The organism is Micromonospora sp. NPDC047465, assembly GCF_040643125.1.
Taxonomy (GTDB): domain Bacteria; phylum Actinomycetota; class Actinomycetes; order Mycobacteriales; family Micromonosporaceae; genus Micromonospora.
In genome coordinates, this window is the sequence record NZ_JBEYTP010000082.1 from 1 (window position 1) to 16,623 (window position 16,623).

Below are 16,623 nucleotides of genomic sequence, written 5' to 3' on the forward strand. Positions count from 1 at the left end.
CCGGACAGCCTGGCGACACCGCGCCGTCCGGACCAGCATCCGGACGGCGCGTCACGTCACGACAGGGCAAACGTTGCCTGATGCGGCACTAGTGACGAACCATGGCAGGCCCGAGACACGCATGAGCAGGCGTCGAGCACCGTTCGCCCTGGTCGCGAGGTAGCGCCTCTCAGTTCCGCTTCAACGTCTGACCTTCTGACTGACCGGCGCTTCCCGATCACAGTTGTGCCTAGGCAGCCAGCCAGTGCTCAGCCGCGTTGAGCCGGCCGATCCACGCTTGAGCCTCGGCGGACCCTTCCGCGGTGTCAGCGAAGGAGAGGAGTCCTTGTACCACGACGGCGGGTAGGACCGTGGTCAGGTGTTCGGCAGGTCCGTAGGCGGCCGTGACGGCGGCCCATTGGGAGGGGTCGACGGAGGACAGCAGGAGCCAGGCGAGGTCGATGACCCCGGGGGCGGCCGAAACGTCTTCCCAGTCGAGAAGTGCCAGCTCCCCGTTCGGGCTCGTGCGGACGTTGTGTGCGGACGCGTCGCCATGTACGAGGGTGAGCGGGCCTGCCGAGGCGATGTCCTGTTCGACCATTGGCACCCGCCCTACAAGTCGCCCAGCGAGCGATCGCAGGTTAGCGGGCAGGTCAGGGCGTGCTGCCAGGGTTGGCATCGTCCGGTCGAACAGGTCGCCGACCAGGTCGGCGGCTGCACCCACCGGACGCAGCCACGGCCACCTCAGCGGAGCCTGCCCGGCCCAATGCTGATGCATGTGCGACAACAGTTGGGCGTGCGCGATCGGGTCGGCTCCCGGTTGCCATGAGGAGAGGTCTTCGAGCACCAGCGTCGTGCCTTCCGCGGCTATCTCGGAGTGAAGGCAGGCAGGCACTCGGACACCCACGACCGGCGCGATCTCGCGATAGAAGCGCACCTCGGCACGGAACATGTCCAGGACCTCGGGAATCGAACCCGGCTCTGGTACGCCTCGACGCTTCACGAACCCGTGCACGGTGACCATGTTACGAAAGCCGCCCCCAACAGACTGACCATGCGACATGCCGGTGATTACCGCTCCGGGGCCGTCGTGAGAGGTGGCTGTCGACAGCAACGGTGACAGCAAACAGCCCGGACGAGGACAGCCGCCAGCAGCCGAGCGCGGACCATAGTCGGAGGTCGCGTACGCGGACGATGTTGCGGGATGAAACGCCCAGAACTTACAAGCGAGGGGTCCCGGCTGCCGTCTGACTGTAGGGAGGGCCTACTCGGCGACGAAGACGCCTACGCCGGGCAGGGTCTCGATCATGCCCTTGATCCATAGCGCCTGCATGGCTCGGTCGATCACCGGCTCGGTGACCCCGTAATGCTCGATCAACCGAGAGGCGGAACCGCCGCACATCCTCGGCCGTCGGTCGTTCACTCTCATGCCGCCGATCGTGCGGACCAGCGAGTGTCCGCGTAGCCCAGCGTGTCGGTGCGCTCAGCGCACCAATCGCTGTTTCTCCTCACTCTCGCGGTCTGGCCGGCGGAAGTGCGGTCATCCTCCGAATAGGACCGGATCGCGGGGCGGGTGGACGTCATCTAGGCTACGCACGTCCATCCCGGCCTCATCGAGGGAGTCGACCGTGACGCGTCACGCCGGAAGCCGTACTGAGGAGATTCCGCCCACCGGTGTGGACGTCTCCGTACCGCACTCGGCCCGGGTCTACGATTGGTGGCTCGGTGGGAAGGACAACTTCGCCGTCGACCGGGCGGTGGGCGCCGCGTTGATCGAGGCGATTCCCAACCTGCGGACGATGGCCGCCGAGAACCGGCGGTTCGTCCACCGGGTGGCCCGCTACCTGGTGACCGAGGCTGGAATCCGCCAGTTCCTCGACATCGGCACCGGCATCCCCACCCGGCCAAACCTGCACGAGGTCGCCCAGGCGCTGGCGCCCGAGACCCGGGTGGTGTACGTAGACAACGATCCCATCGTGCTGGCGCACGCCCGGGCGCTGATGATCAGCAGCGAGGAGGGGCGCAGTGAGTACATCCACGCCGACCTGCGCCGGCCGGAGACGATCCTCGCCGACCGCCTCACCGACACGCTAGACCTGAGCCGGCCCGTGGCGCTCACGCTCATCGCGGTGCTCATGCTGTTGCGCGACGAGGACGAGCCGAGGGAGACGCTGCGTACCATCATGCGGGCCTTGCCCTCTGGCAGCTACCTGGCCATCACCCACCCGACCCAGGACTTCAACCCCTCAGAGATGGCCGCGGCGGTGGCCGCCGCCAACCAGGGCCACATGACGCTGGTGCCGCGCACCCGCGCCGAGGTGGAGCGGTTCTTCGACGGGTGGGAGTTGATCGAGCCGGGCATCGTGCCCGTCATGGCGTGGCGACCCGATGACGCCGGCTCGGACGACCCGCACGCGGCCTACTACTGGGCCGGCGTCGCCCGCAAGCCCTGACCTTCAACGTCGGTGGATCCGTTCCGACCACCGTCCCCAGGACTGCGTCGGGAGAGCAGTTTGGGAGCAGCAGGGCGCACTGGACGGCCCTGAACTGCGCGGACCGGCGTCGAAACGGCGCTCAACTGCACCCGCCCCTGCTTGCGGCGCGTACCCGGTTGGATGCCGAGTCGGATTGAGGACCATCGGATCGCCGCAGCCGGAGGCTACCCGTGGGCGGCAGTTGAGGGATCGGTCGCCTCGACTGTCAGGCGTTCCCTCGCTGCCTTCCCTGATCATGATTGCGCCGCGGGTCGAACGCTCCCTGGTACGTGATGGCCGCCCCGCGTGGTGATGGCCCGTACGGGCCATCACCACGCGGTTGTTCACGACCCCGCCGGCTCAGGCCGGTGGCCCGCCGTACGCCACCGTCGTCTTGGCTGAGCAGATCGAACTGTCCGCCCGGCACACCTGGTACGTAGCGGTGCCGCGGCCTTGGACGTCGATGGGATCGGTGTGGGCGCCGTCGTTCGGCACCGTGTCGACCAGCGTGCCGTCGCGGTAGATGTCGACGTCGACGGAGGTTGCCCCCTGCCAGGTCAGATCCACCGCGAGTTGGCCCCTGTCCCGGCGTACCGAGGTGCCGAGGGTGATGGTGTCGCGGTCGAGGTTGGTCGCGTAGCTTCCCTTCGCGGTAGCCAGCAGCAGGCGGGACGGGCCGGCGAAGGTCAGCGTCCGAGGTTGCCGTACCGATTCGATGCCACTGTCGAACGGGGAGAACGTGGTGCCGGCGTCCGTGGAGCGGACGACCCGGGGGTCGGTGTTCAGCGACATGTACAGAGTCCGCCCGTCGGCCGGGTCACAGGCCAGGTCGGCAACGGTGGCGTTGCTCGTCCAGCCGGTGGATTCCCACGTGACGCCACCGTCCAGGCTGCGGTACACGCCAGTGGAACTGAAGCTCAACCAGGCCGCCATGTAGACGACGTGCGGGTCGTGGGACGACGCGCACAGGTATGGATTCATGTACCTACCGGACAGGCCGATCATCGACGTGAACCACGACGTGCCGCCGTCTTCCGAGCGCAGGACACTACTGGCGTAGGCACCGCTCCGGTCGTTGATCGCCGCGATCATTTCCTGGTCGGTGCCGTTCTCCACGATCTCGATGTCGAGAGCCGCCTGGCCGGACGTTCCCTCGTGAACCTTGGCCCAGGTCCTGCCGCGGTCCAGCGTGCGCCAGATCGTGGCTTCGGTGCCGGCGTACCCGAAGTCGGCGCCGGCGAGGACGATCAGGTCCGGGTCGGTGCGGCTGAACCGGATCGTCGTGAGGTCAGACTCGTAGTAGGCCCCCTGGTCGGGGCCGAGTACGGTCCAGCTCCCGTCGCCTCCGCGCCGGTAGAGCCCCTCCTGGGCCACCGTCGTGGGGCCGTTGGAGAGGGCGTGGAGCGTGCCGTCCGGGGCGAATCGGACGGTGCTGTACCGGGTCGGCGGCACCGGCTCCCGCTTCCAGCTGGCACCACCGTCAACGGTGGAGTAGACACCGCCGGTGTTCTGTCCCTGGAAGGCGATCGCCATCTCGTTCGGATCACGCGGGTTGACGTCGATGGAGCGGAGGTCGATCTCGGCGATGCCGTTCGACGACTGGGCGAACGACGTGCCGCCGTCGGTGGAGCGGAAGACGGCCTGCGTGTCGGTGCCGAGAATGACCTGCCGCGAGTTGCCGGGCGCGAAGCGGATCGACCGCCCGGTCAGAGTGTTGGTACCGCCAACACTGATCTCCCAGGTCGCTCCGCCGTCGGTGGTGCGGTGGACACCGGTACCGGCCGTGGTCACCAGGATCGTGTCCCGGTCGTGCGGATCCACGGCGATGCCGTGGACCACCGGAGTCGGCCAGCTGCTGTTGTGCAGTGGGGTCCAGGTCACACCGAGGTCGGTCGACTGGTAGAGACCGAGGTACTGGTTCGAGAAGAGCTGGCCGCCACCGACAAGCAGCCGCGTTCCGTCGTACCCGATGTCGAACAACGGGCTGGGGGGAAGGCCGGCGGAGCGTTTCGTCCAGGTGACCCCGCTGTCCCGGGTGACCCACACCTGGCCGGCGTCGAACGCGACGATCACCGTGTTCGGGTCGTTCGGGTCGATCGCGATCGCCCTGCCGGACAGCGCGGCACCCATCGCCGGGGTCCGGTTGGTCCAGGTCACGCCGCCGTCGGCCGACCGCATGAGGTTGACCTTCTGGGCACCCAGGCCACTGGCGATCCCGGCCCACAGCACCGACGGGTTGACCGGGTCGACCGCGACGCTCAGGACCTGGTCGTTGAGGCCGATGTTGAGGTTGCCGGCGACCCAGGTCAGGCCACCGTCGTTGCTGCGCCACACCCCGTCCTGGGTGCCGACGTAGGCCGTTCCGCCAGCGGTGAACTCGATGGCGAAGACGCTCCTGCCGTGCAGCGCCGGCACCTCGGACCAGGTGGTGCCGCCATCGCCGGAGCGGTACAGACCTCCGTTGTATCCACCGCCCGGTGCGTAGCCGGCCAGCACGATTTTCGGATCCGCGGTGGACACAGCGGTGTCGTAGATGTCGCCACCGGGCGGCCCGAGCAGCGACCAGGCCGCCGCCGTGGACGTCACCGCAGAAGCGGTCTCGCCCACCGTGGGCGTCGCGGCAACGCCGTCCGGGTGGTGTCCGTACGCGTCCGCGGTCACACCCGAGCTGTCCGTCCACTGGTTGTCGCTGGCTGCCGTATCGGCGGCGGCCGTGCTGGCTGCCAGCACCGTGCCGCCGGTGAGGCCGAGCGCCAGCAGGGCACCCAGAGCACGTCGCAGTCGACTCGTACTCATGACTCGTTGTCTCCTTCGTTGGGGGTGGGCGCCGACGTGATTGGTCATCCCTGCTGGCCTGCGAACCGCACGGTGCTCTTGTTCGAGCACTTCAGCGTGCCGGCGTGGCACACCCGGTAGGTGTACGTGACGGCGCCTGAGCCGTCGACGGCGTCGGCGTACGTGCCGTTGTTGGGCACCGTGGCGACGAGCCTGCCGTCGCGGAAGACGTCGACGTTGGTCGAGGTAGCGCCGTCCCAGGCCAGATTCACGACGGCGTTCCCCCGCACCCGATGTGCTGCGGCGCTGAGCTGGATCGCCGTGTCGACCTTCACCTTCACCACCCGACCCGGCGAGCTCAGCGTGCCGAGATAGACGAAGCCACCCTGCGGGTCGATCACCGCGGACAGCAGCGAGTTCTCGCCGTCGGCCAGCGTGGCCGCACCGACCCGCTGGAAGCCGGTGAGCTCGATCTTCACGACCCCGCCGGGTGCGGTGCCGGTGCCGAAGTAGGCGTACCGACCGGCCGGGTCGATCGCCGCCGTCAGCAGCGAGTTCTCGCCGGTCGCGAGTTCGATCGCCTCGACCCGCTGGAAGCCGGCCAGGTCGATCTTCACGATGCGTCCCGGTGCCGTGCCGGTGCCGAAGTAGGCGTACCTGCCCGCCGGGTCGATCACCGCCGAGTAGAAGAGACTCTCGCTCACCATCGCGATCACCCCGACCTCCGCCATCGTCGTCAGGTCGAGCTTCACCACGAGCCCGGGCGCGGTGCCGGTGCCGAAGTAGGCGTACCTACCCGCCGGGTCGATCACGGCGGAGCGCAGGTTGTCCACGCCGCTGCTCAGCGTGGCCGCGTCCACCCGCTGGAAGGTGCTCAGGTCGATCTTGACCACCCGTCCCGGCGCGGTGCCGGTGCCGAAGTAGGCGTATGCCCCCGCCGGGTCGATCACCGCCGACCGCAGGTAGTTCTCGCCGCTGTCGAGCGTGATCGTGCCGACCCGCTGGAAGGTGGCCAGGTCGATCTTCACAATGCGGCCGGGTGCGGTGCCCGTGCCGAGGTAGGCGTACCTGCCGGCCGGGTCGATCACCGCCGAGTTGAGGTAGTTCTCGCCCTCGGCCAGCGTGATCGCACCCACCCGCTGGAAGGTGCCCAGGTCGACCTTCACCACCCGACCCGGGGACGTCTGCGTACCGAAGTACGCGTACCGGCCGGCGGGATCGACCAACCCGGAGAAGAGTACGTTCTCCCCGGCCGCCAGCGTCGCGGCGTCGACCCGCAGCGGCACCCGGATGGCGACGCCCTCCAGTGTGATCGCGTGCGGACCGTCGACCGCGTCGCTGGTCACGGTCACCGGCGCCGTCGCCGGCTCTTCAACGGTCGGCGTGAACGTGTACGTCACAGTGCAGCTCTGCAGGTGCGAGAGCGTGACCGGTAGCGCGCCACACGTGCCGCCGGACTGCGCGAACCCGCCGCCCGGCTCGGTGATCGCGCTGACCGTCACCGGTTCGGCGCCGGTGCCGGTCAGCGTCGCCGTCAACGGCCCGGCCGTGTCGCCGATCTTCGTCACGCCGAAGTCCAGCGAGCGGGGTGCCACGCTCAGTTGTCGTCCGACCGGTGGTACCAGGGCGAAGTCCCGGGCGGCGGTGCCGCCCTCGACGACGGTCGCCGGGCCGCTCGCCGCCTGGTATCCGAACGCCGACGCGGTCACGGTGTAGCTGCCGGCGGGCAGGGTGATCGCGTACCGGCCGTCCGGCCCCGTGGTACGGGTCCGGTTCACCGACCCGGCGATGGTGATGGTGGCACCGGCGATCGGCGTGTTGGTGGGGGCGGCGAGCACCGTGCCGGTCAGCTGTCCCTTCGCCGGACGCGGCGCCCGGGTGACGGCGGCGAGGGCGTCCAGCTTGCCCTGGCCCCACACGTTGTTGTTGCCGCTGGTACCGCCACAGGTGAGATCCGCGGTGTCCACGGCGGAGCCGTCCAGGATGGACCGGGTGGCGGCGATGTCGCGCTCCAGCGCGGGCGCGGCGGACCAGAGCAGCGCGACCACGCCCGCCACGTGCGGGGAAGCCATCGACGTGCCGGTGAGCGCGCCGTAACCGCCATTGGCGAAGGCCGAGCGTACCGCGACACCCGGGGCGGAAATGTTTGGTTTCACCTGGTCAGCGCCCCAAGCCGACGGGCCGCGGCCGGAGTTGACGTACAGGGTGCCGTTGACGTCGAACGCACCGGCCGAGTACGCCTCGGGCAGGTTGCCGGGGTTGCCCGCCTGCCCACACGCTGACCCCGGATTGCCGCTGGAGAACTGGGGGAAGATCCCGGCCGCCACCCAGGCCTGGACAGTGGGCTGGTACCAGGGGGAGGTGGTGGCGCCGCCACCCCAGGAGTTGTTGATGATGTGCGGGCGGAGCGCGGGGTTCGGGTTCTTTCCACGCAGGTCGGTGGGGGCGAGCATGAACTGCCCGCTGGACAGCAGCGCGGAGGACGTGCAGGAGTTGGACTCGCAGCCCTTCGCGGCCATCCACTTCGCCCCGGGCGCCACCCCGATCTGGTTGGCCCCGCCATCGTTGCCGACCATGGTGCCCACGGTGTGGGTGCCGTGGTTGTTGTTGTCGCACGGCACCAACGACGGCGCGCCGCACACGCTCGACGGGTCCCACCAGTTGTAGTTGTGGTCGAACGTGCCGTTGCCCAGGTTGCCCCGGTACTGCTTCACCAGCGCCGGGTGGTTGTACCGCACCCCCGTGTCGATGCTGCCGATCACGATGTCCTCACCGGTCACCGCGTACTGCTGCCACACCTGCGGGGCGTTGACCCGGCTGATGTTCCACTCGACGGCCGTGATCTGCGATTCCTCGCCGGCTGCTTCCGGCGTGGGGAGCTGGTAGACCTGGTCGGCGGTGATCTGGGTGACCTCTGGGCGGGCGGCGATCCGCTTCAGCAGCGCCGCGTCGCCGGTCACCCGAACCGTGTTGGCGATCCAGTACGGCTGGTGGCTCGCTCCCGCGGCCTTCAGCATCGCCACCAGACCCGCCTGGCTGGCCCTGGCGGTGCCGGTCAGCCTCTCGTACACGAACCGGCCCTGCGCGGCCCGATCAGTGATCTTGGCTGCGCCGGAAAGGTCGGCCCGGTCCCGCAGGTACACCCAGAAGGTGGCGGTACCGTCCGCGGCAAGTGTGGTGTGCAGCGCCGGCTCGACCGATGCCGTCCGGGTGGGTGCGGCCATCGCCGTTCCTGGCATCCCCAGGACGAGCAGCACTGCCGTGACCAGGACGGCACCCAGTCGGAGCCTTCGCCGCCGAGGGGCGCTCACGAGCGTCGGGGAACCCGTCGCCAATCCATTCAAGGAACTCTCCTCTGTCCTCGCGGTGCGGTCTCGCCCGCTGTCCCGTGTCGGGCCTGAGTCCGTAGCGGCGGAAGGGCTCATACCGACCGCCATCCGCCCTCGTGCCGGGTCCCCTCCGCCGTCTCGCCCGCCGGTGCGTTCTCGTCCTCGGCCGGGCTCGGCGGTGCGCCCGCAGCCGGCCGTACCGCACCGGCAGGGAACGCTGGTTCGCTGGGAGACCCGGACGCTCCAGGGGTCTCGTCGGGCTCAGGATGATGCATGGCAGCAGCCTGGCCGCGAGGCAGCACGGGAACAATCCCGGAAACCCGGCAACTAACGGCTTACCACTCAGCTCAACCGGCTCGCGATGGCCGCTCGGGAACGGATGCGCAGCTTCCGCAGTACGGACGTGATGTGCTGCTCGACCGTGTACACGGAGAGGAACAGCTCCGCGGCGATCTCCTTGTTCGTGCGACCCGCGGCGGCCAGCTCGGCCACCTCCCGCTCCCGCGGTGACAGCTCGTTGCCGTAGCTGGGCCGCCCGGTCCGGCGGCGACCGGGCAGCGACAGGCCCCGCTGCCGAGCCGCGCCGACCGCGCGGGCGTAGTCCCAGGTGGCGCCCAGGCGCTGATACGTGGCCAGGGCCGCCGACAGCTCGGTGGCCCCGGCCTCGTGGTCACCCGCACCGAGCAGCGCCAACGCCGCCTGCTCCCGTGCCTGGGCCGCCTGGTAGGGATAAGGCAGCCGGTCGTAGTGGTGAGCCGCCTCGACGAGGTGGCGGGCCGCTCGCGGCGGGTCGCCGGCAGCCGTCTCCAGCAGGCCCCTGGCGTGTCGGAGAACGGCCGGGGCGACGGAGACGTCCAGGTCACCCAACCGGTGTTCGTAGACGGTCAGCAGGACGTCGGCGTCGGCCAGCTGGCCCGCGGCGACCAGTGCCTCGGTGGCGGCCGGTAGCACCGGCGCCGCGGCCGCCCACGCCTCCTTACCGGTCAACACCGTGAGACATCGTTGCGTCGCGGTCAACGCGGCGTCGACGTCCCCCCGGGCGAGCGCGATGCGGGCCAAACCACTCGCCGGGAACGCCAGCGACTCCACCAGGCCCAGATCCTCGGCCAATTGCCGGGCACTGGCGAGTCGGTGTTCGGCGTCGTCGAGGTGGCCGTGACCGAGGGCCAGGCCACCCAGCGCCAGCTCGGCTTCGATCCGGCCGAGCGGGTAGTCGGACAGGGCGTCGAGCAGGGCGTCGGTGCCGTCGGTCAGCGCGTCCCAGGTGCCCCGGAGATAGTGCAGCAGGACCAGCGCCGACCGGGTGAGCAGCTCCAACCGTCGGCTGCCGTACCTGACCGCTCCCGTCAGGGCAGTCGTCAGCAGCCGCTGCCCGACCTCGTGGTGCCCGAAGTAGCAACACTGGGTGCCGACCGAAAAGTACGCGTTGACCTCGGCCAGCGACTGGGGTGAGCTTCCGGTGGCCGCTTCGATGCGGTCGAGCACCTGCCGCCAGCGGGGGTCGCCGAGGGTCACCAGCCCCATCCCGACCTTGCCCAGCACGAACACGCCGACCATCGGGTCGTGGACCTCCGCGAGGAGCTCCAGCGCGCGGTAGAGCCAGCCTCGACCCCGGGTGACCGTGCCGATGGACGCGGTCAGCAACCCGACCGCGACCGTCGCTCGCACTCGCAGGTCTGGCCGGTGCGGCAGCTGTTCGATGGCGGTGGCGAACAGCGTGCGCTGCACCGATGGATCCTCGCCAGCCACGTTGAGCGCCGAGGCCAGCAGGAACCGCAGTTCCCCCTGCATCGCTGGCGCCCCGTTCTCGTTGAGCACCGCCCAGAGCAGGTCGACGACCTCGTGCGTACGCACCATCTCAAGGGCGGCCCAGCCCAGCTTCACCGCCAGCCGCGCGCGCTCCTGCGAGGACAACGGCCCATGGCGTACGACGTCTTCGAGCAGCCGGACCGCCTCCGCGTCGTGCCGCAGCGCCGCCGCCTGATCCGCCGCCTGCTCGGCCGCGCGTACCCACTCGTCCAGCAGGCGAGCGTGGCGAAGGTGGTGTGCCCGCTGCCCCAGCGGTATCGGATCGAGCGCGCCGAGCGCGGCCGCCGCCCGGCCGTGCAGCTGCTGCCGGCGCGGGCCGGGCAACGCCTCCTCCACCGCCTGCGCGGCCAGCACGTGCCGGAACCCCACCAACTCGCCATGCTCGACGAGCAGGCCCGACTCCAGCGCCTCCTCCAGGCCCGGCAACGCCCGGGCCGCCGGTATCCGGCAGGTCGCCACCACCACCGACATCGGTACCGACGTGTGCAACACGGCCGCCGCCTCGACAACCGCTCTGGCCTCGTCGGACAGGTGCGCCACGCGTTCGAGCACCTGGTCACGGACTCCGGTGGGCACGTTGAGCTCACCCAGCTCCCGGCGTGCCCAGCCGCCGTTCCGGCGGACCAGTTGGCCGTTCGCCTGCAACAACGCGAGCAGCTCCTCGATCGCGAACGGCAGCCCGGAGGCCCACTCGCACAGGTAGTCGGCGAACTCCTCGGAGACCCGGGCCAGCCCGAGGATGGCCGCAGCCAGCGCACCGGTCTGCCCCGCGTCCAGCGGGGCCAGCACGACCTGCGCGTGCCTCGTCGACGCCGGCAACCGTGCCGTCAACGCCCGTACGCCCGGAGCCGCCTCCTCGCTGCGGAACGTCAGCAGCACCGACAGCTGCGTTGGCAGATCACCCAGCAGGTAGCTCGTGAAGTCGAGGGTCTGCTCGTCGGCCCAGTGCAGGTCTTCCAGGACCAGCACCACCGGACCCACCGACCCCAGCACCTCCGCCAGCGCACGGAACACCCGGTGGCGTTCGGCAGCCGGGTCGTCCAGTGGCTCCGGCGCCGGTGGCAGTGCCTCGGCGAGCTCGGGCAGCAACGGCCGGAGCGCGCCAGCCAGCGGCGACAGCCGGGTCTCCGCCAGCTCCGTGCCGAGCCCGCGGACCGCGTCGATGATGGGGCCCAACGGGAACGGCTCGCGGATCCGCCGGCTCGCCCCGAGCACGAACCTCAGCCCCGCAAGCTCAGGTCGGGCTCGTACCTCGGTGATCAGCCGGGTCTTGCCGGCTCCCGCCTCTCCCTCCAGCACCACCGCGGCGGGCGGCGTCGCCAGGGTCGACACCAGCAGATCGAGCTCCCGGATGCGCCCGATGAGCCTGGGGGAGGAGATCCGCCGCTGGCCAGGGACCGGCCCACGCCGCACGACCGAGTTCCCCGCCACCAACCGGATCACGCTCACCCGTCAACGCCTGGCGTACCCGAGCTAGGCGCGCGGCCGTCGGGCCGCCCGGCGCAGGGGACCCGAACTCCCGGGGACCTGCCGGCGGGCGGAGTGGCGATGGTGCGGCATGGTCGTCCTCCCCGAGGGATCGGGCGGCTGGGGGGCGGCCGAAACTGTCCGCCCGGCCTACGCCGCCGGAGCCGCTTGCCTGGCATTCTGCCGCAGCCGGCCGGCGATCGGTACGGCCTATTCAGCGGACGAGGCGGGCACGTGTCGCGCCGCGCCGCCGTACGGTGTCCTGCTCGGAGCAGGGCGAGCGGCCAGGACCGGTGCATGGGGGAGATGCTGGAGTCCACTGAGGAACACCGAACCGCCGCCGATCCCACCAACGCCGACGTGCACGCCGAGTAGCCGATGGGAGCGCGTCGCTTGACCGACAGCTCCGCGATCAAAGCAGCTCGCCGGCGCACCATTCATGATCGCCGCAGCCGTAGCAGGTGTGTCGCATGCAGCCGGTGCAGATCCCGAGGTTTTCCAGTCGGTACCAGTCATGGCAGGTGGAACAGATCTCGCGGCGGGAGAGCATGGCGTTCCAGCCGACGGACCCGCCATTGAGTTCGTACGAGGCGGCGACGAACTCGGCCAGCTCGGCATCGTACGCCGGAGCCGCCGGGTCGCTGATCTTGTAGTTCAGGCTCCAGCAGTACACCGCGAAGAACGCCGTGCCGGTGACCAGGAAAGCGTGACCGCGTCCGTCCCGGACCCAGGCATCGCGGAGGTGCCGGACGCGTTCCTGGAAAGGCCGCGAGCCGTCCGACATCACGCGGTCGCCAGTCATCCTGGCATTATGCGGGCAGGGTCAAGTGGCCATCGCGATGAGCGGATGTCTGGCGTGCCGCCGCACCGGCAGCACCGGTCCCGCCCGGACGACTGGGACGACTACGCCGTTGTGGCTGCGGCACCGGCAGTGTGCTGCGGGTGTGCTGCGGTGCGCCGAACGACCTGGATACCGGCGGCCGTGGTGATTACAAGTGCCACGGATGCGGCGACCAGCAGCAGGGTGGTCTCTGCCTGGACGGTGCGCATGTACTCACCCCCGTTCGCGGTGGCGGACAGGAACTGCACGGCTGCGATCAGGTTGAGGGGTACGGCGACGATGGCGCTCATCCACCACCGGGCCACCGGCGCTGTGGGCGCGACCGGTAACCTGGTGCGCCGGGTCCGGACGAACCAGTTGGCGACGCCGACGACGGCGGCAAGCAGCGTGAGAAGCAGCAGCCAGAACATCGCCGACGACAGCTCACGAAGCGGCACGACAGTGTCAAGTATGTCCACCGCGCCGGACCCGTCGTGGGTCACGACGCCGATCCGGTGCTCGTACACTGCGAGGGCGACCATGGTGTGGAAGACGTCGACGACCGTGAGAGCGACAAGGACGGCCACGGCGGTGCGGGCAGCGGGCACCTGACGACGATAGCCGAAGGCAGAGACATCGCTGGGGCGCGCTGCGATGGTCCGGGCGTGCCGCAGGCGCGTCTGGGTAGTAGTCGTTCGAGGTGCCCTGCCAGCAGCTTCTCGACGTGTTCTTGTTCGGCGTACGGTCTCGCGGCAGTCTGGGCGAAGCCTCGCCTAACCTGGCGGAATGGCTTTGGACGAGGTGCCCACGGGCGACCGCCACACTGGCGGAGAGCCCTTCTGGCTCGCACCGGACCAGCCGGTGGCAGTAGCCGACTGCGTGGTGCCGGCGCGCGGGGTCGCCACCAGACGGACTCGTTCCGCCGTCAATCGGCCAGTGCTGTTCAAAGGCGTTCACATCTCTTGGCAAGACCCCGCCGCTGAGGCTTTCCTGCCCGAGGACGACCAACCATGACGCAACGAGGATCCCGGATGGGCCTGCTTCAGGTCTGCGCCGCCGGAGTGCTGTGGGGAACCGGTGGCCTGGCGGTCACCGTGCTGCACGAACGTGACGGACTCGGTGCGATGACCGTCAGCGCCTGGAGGATGCTGCTCGCGGCGGTCGCGCTGATCGGGTTCGCCGTCGTGACACGCCGCGCCCCAGTGGTGCGAGCAACGGTGCGCGATCACCCGGGTATGGCCGTGCTGGTGGGCTGCGGCACCGCCGCCTATCAGGGCCTCTACTTCGTCTCGGTGCTGATGGTCGGGGTCAGCGTGGCCACCGTGGTCTCCTTGGGCCTTGCTCCGATCCTGGCCGCGGTCTGGGAACATCTGCGTGCCCGCACCCGGCCCTCAGCTCGGGAGGCAGGGGTGCTGGCCGCCGCGCTGACCGGGCTGATACTCATCAGCGCGACGGCAGGCCACGGATCAGCAGGGCCCGGCGACTCGCCGTACCTCGGTCTCCTTCTTGCCGTGACCGCCGGGGCGACATACGCAGCGACGACAGTTCTGGGACACACCATCGCGCAGCGAACCGATCCCGTGGCGTTGACCACCTGCACCACAACCGTCGGCGCCGTCGCGCTCGCTCCTTTCCTGCTCGTCGCCGCAGTGGGTAACGACCCCCTGATCGGGACGAGCGCAGCGTCTCTGGGCCTGCTGTCCTACCTCGGCATCGCCACCATGGCCTTGGCCTACGGCCTGCTCTACGCCGGCCTGCGCACCACCTCCGGATCAGTGGCAACCGTGGCGACACTGCTCGAACCGGTATCCGCGGCCCTGCTCGCCGCCGCTCTTCTCGGCGAGCGCCTGCCCTGGCCCGCCCTTCTGGGAGGAGCCCTGATCCTCATCGCAGTTGCCGCCCTCCGCTCCACCGAGAAACATCCCATCCCGGCCTGAAGCGATTTCCCGCGATAGCACTGCGAGTATCCGCATCTGTCGCTGAGCAGCCGCGCTGGTCGGTCGACACCGTGCCAGTCGGTCGCCGCGGTTGAGAACTACCCGGCATCTACTCATGCCGAAGGCAGTGCGTTCCTGCTGCCGCCATGATCGGCAGATTTGTCGACGGCTCGTCCCCGTCGGAAAACTTCAGCCGAGCTGTTCGGCCAGTCCGGCGACAACGATCAGGACGTTGTCCATCCGCTGGATCGTCAGGCAGGGTCTCCTTGCCTTGTGCGGCCACGGTGACCGCATCCTTTTCTGGGACGGAGCCGCCACGCCGTTCTGGACAGACTGTGCACCAACTTCTGCGGGAACTGCCGGGCTGGCCGGTCAGGCGGGGGCAGACGAATCGACCACCCAATGGTTGGTTTGGAACGTGCGCCCAGCGAAGGTCGTCTCCTCCTCGCCGGCAGGCGAGAAGCCGGCCGAGCGGCAGATTGCGTTCGATGCTGCGTTCGTCCTGCTCGGAAACGCGTGGATCAGTCCCCAACGGCCGTCCGCTCGGGCAAGGCCGAGTACGACACGAACGGCTTCACTCGCCAAGCCTCTGCCCCGAAACTCCGGTAGGACCATCCAGCCGATCTCGGAGATGCCGTCGTGGCTGTATAGCGTCACCGTTCCCGCCACCTGCATCGAGTCATCGGGAACGATCATCTTGATCCAAGCACTGCCCTCGGAAACCGTTTCAAGGTCACGCTGGAGCTGACCTGGAATGCGTTCACGCGGCTGTGGGCCGCCGAGTTCCGTCATCATGACCGGATCGCAACGCATACGGACGTAGGCCGCGAGATCGGCAGGTTCCACGTCACGCAGCAGCATCTCCCGACGATATACCGCGGCAACGACGGGCACGGTCCGAGCAATAGCAGGATCGGGTGCGCACACATGCCGCGCACCGTGCGCGCCGAGCCGCCGAGGTCCGTCACGCCCCGTCTGGTGGGCCCTGCTTGTCGCCCGTGCTCAGAACGTGGCCTGCCGGCATAATGCCCACGTGTCGCACGCCGATCTCACGTTGTCTGCTTGGTTGGGCCTGTCCGACGAGGCAGCCGGCCGTACCGCCGCTGCCATCGCGCGTAGCACCGAGGTCCGTCTCGCCGGCATAGGTCCGCACGCGTGCGCCGGCCGGACCGGGCGGGTCGCATTTTTCGATCGCGACGGCATCCGCTACGCCTTGGTGCCAGGCGGCGCCGTACAGCTCGGCCATGACGCCGATCGCTTCGTTCCCAGCGCCCGGCAGCTCACCGACTTCACTACGGCCACCGCACAGTACGACCTCACCAGGCCGCTCGACCGTTTCGTAGCCGAGGCCACCTCGCCGCCGCGCCACGTGTTTCTACCGGCCCGGCTCGTCGCGGTTCGCTCCGAGGAAACCGACGCGCTGCTGGCAGCCGACGACGAGGCCGACCTCGACGACAGCGACGAGGAGTACGACCACGCCTGGCTGATGGCCGGACTCGACCGCCGCGGCCTACGACCCCCGACTCCCGACGAGTGGGAGTACGCCTGCGCAGCCGGGGCCACCAGCCTGTTCCGCTGGGGCGACGAGTATCCCGAGGGCGAACCTTACGGCGACGTGCCCCTCATCCAAGCACCGAACCTGTTCGGCCTGGTCATCGGAGACGACCCGTACCGGGCCGAGTTCACCACCGACCCAGCGGTCCTGTGCGGCGGGGACGGCGGCGCGGCACTGTGCGGTGGCTATGGCAACTTTCTGACCTGGCTCACCCTCGCCACCGCCTACCGCGACCCGGACCTGGCGGATGCCGTCTACGACGGCGGCCTCATCGGGGAGACTCCGGTGCGGCCCGTCCTGCAGATACCTTGATCAGATAACGGCCTCTGCCGCGATCCGCGCCCTACACGCCGTCAGTCGTCGTCCTCGTCGTGGTCGCCGGTGGGAAACAGCAGCATGTCCGCGACGAAGCAGGTCACGGCATCGGTGGTGTCGTAGCCGATCCAGGTGGGGTAGGCGCCGTCGCCCCAGCCGCTGG

Annotated in this window: 11 protein-coding genes and 1 pseudogene; 3 read left to right on the top strand and 9 right to left on the bottom strand. The window is 69.5% G+C overall.

Annotated features, from left to right (window positions below):
• Window positions 1–229: 229 nt before the first annotated feature.
• Entirely contained in the window at window positions 230–994 is a 765-nt protein-coding gene (locus ABZ793_RS33500; RefSeq protein WP_357464795.1) for an aminoglycoside phosphotransferase family protein, read from the bottom strand.
• Window positions 995–1,243: 249 nt separating this feature from the next.
• Window positions 1,244–1,357: pseudogene (locus tag ABZ793_RS33505) on the bottom strand (GntR family transcriptional regulator); the annotation flags it as partial.
• Between the two features lie 250 nt (window positions 1,358–1,607).
• Here ABZ793_RS33505 and ABZ793_RS33510 point away from each other — a divergent pair.
• Complete coding sequence (locus ABZ793_RS33510; protein ID WP_357464797.1) at window positions 1,608–2,432, top strand: SAM-dependent methyltransferase; 825 nt, start codon at window positions 1,608–1,610, stop codon at window positions 2,430–2,432.
• 381 nt (window positions 2,433–2,813) lie between these two features.
• Here ABZ793_RS33510 and ABZ793_RS33515 read toward each other — a convergent pair whose 3' ends face one another.
• From ABZ793_RS33515 to ABZ793_RS33535, 5 genes are all read right to left on the bottom strand, one after another.
• Window positions 2,814–5,249: a hypothetical protein gene (locus ABZ793_RS33515; RefSeq protein ID WP_357464799.1), complete on the bottom strand. Its 2,436-nt coding sequence runs from the start codon at window positions 5,247–5,249 to the stop codon at window positions 2,814–2,816.
• A 44-nt stretch (window positions 5,250–5,293) separates the two neighbouring features.
• A complete protein-coding gene (locus ABZ793_RS33520; RefSeq protein ID WP_357464801.1) occupies window positions 5,294–8,452 on the bottom strand; it encodes a S8 family serine peptidase in 3,159 nt (1,052 codons plus the stop codon).
• Window positions 8,453–8,899: 447 nt separating this feature from the next.
• The gene (locus ABZ793_RS33525; RefSeq protein WP_357464803.1) at window positions 8,900–11,698 is read right to left on the bottom strand and encodes an AAA family ATPase; all 2,799 of its coding nucleotides are present in this window, start codon (window positions 11,696–11,698) and stop codon (window positions 8,900–8,902) included.
• Window positions 11,699–12,245: 547 nt separating this feature from the next.
• On the bottom strand, window positions 12,246–12,635 hold the full coding sequence (locus ABZ793_RS33530; RefSeq protein ID WP_357464806.1) for a hypothetical protein: 390 nt from the start codon (window positions 12,633–12,635) through the stop codon (window positions 12,246–12,248).
• A 101-nt stretch (window positions 12,636–12,736) separates the two neighbouring features.
• Complete coding sequence (locus ABZ793_RS33535; protein ID WP_357464808.1) at window positions 12,737–13,261, bottom strand: hypothetical protein; 525 nt, start codon at window positions 13,259–13,261, stop codon at window positions 12,737–12,739.
• A 423-nt stretch (window positions 13,262–13,684) separates the two neighbouring features.
• On the opposite strand from ABZ793_RS33535, the gene ABZ793_RS33540 reads away from it, so the two are divergent.
• Complete coding sequence (locus ABZ793_RS33540; protein WP_357464810.1) at window positions 13,685–14,590, top strand: EamA family transporter; 906 nt, start codon at window positions 13,685–13,687, stop codon at window positions 14,588–14,590.
• Window positions 14,591–14,962: 372 nt separating this feature from the next.
• Here the strand turns inward: ABZ793_RS33540 and ABZ793_RS33545 are convergent, their stop codons facing one another.
• Entirely contained in the window at window positions 14,963–15,451 is a 489-nt protein-coding gene (locus ABZ793_RS33545) for a GNAT family N-acetyltransferase (protein ID WP_357464812.1), read from the bottom strand.
• 172 nt (window positions 15,452–15,623) lie between these two features.
• Here ABZ793_RS33545 and ABZ793_RS33550 point away from each other — a divergent pair, with 172 nt between their 5' ends.
• A complete protein-coding gene (locus ABZ793_RS33550; RefSeq protein ID WP_357464814.1) occupies window positions 15,624–16,457 on the top strand; it encodes a hypothetical protein in 834 nt (277 codons plus the stop codon).
• 41 nt (window positions 16,458–16,498) lie between these two features.
• Here ABZ793_RS33550 and ABZ793_RS33555 read toward each other — a convergent pair.
• A partial coding sequence (locus ABZ793_RS33555; RefSeq protein WP_357464816.1) for a DUF4241 domain-containing protein occupies window positions 16,499–16,623 on the bottom strand: 125 nt, incomplete at its 5' end.

Excerpts from the sequence above, each read along its gene's own strand:
- ABZ793_RS33540 (WP_357464810.1), top strand. The coding sequence starts at position 13,685 with ATGGGCCTGCTTCAGGTCTGCGCCGCCGGAGTGCTGTGGGGAACCGGT.
- ABZ793_RS33545 (WP_357464812.1), bottom strand. The coding sequence starts at position 15,451 with ATGCTGCTGCGTGACGTGGAACCTGCCGATCTCGCGGCCTACGTCCGT.
- ABZ793_RS33520 (WP_357464801.1), bottom strand. The coding sequence starts at position 8,452 with ATGGCCGCACCCACCCGGACGGCATCGGTCGAGCCGGCGCTGCACACC.
- ABZ793_RS33515 (WP_357464799.1), bottom strand. The coding sequence starts at position 5,249 with ATGAGTACGAGTCGACTGCGACGTGCTCTGGGTGCCCTGCTGGCGCTC.
- ABZ793_RS33530 (WP_357464806.1), bottom strand. The coding sequence starts at position 12,635 with ATGACTGGCGACCGCGTGATGTCGGACGGCTCGCGGCCTTTCCAGGAA.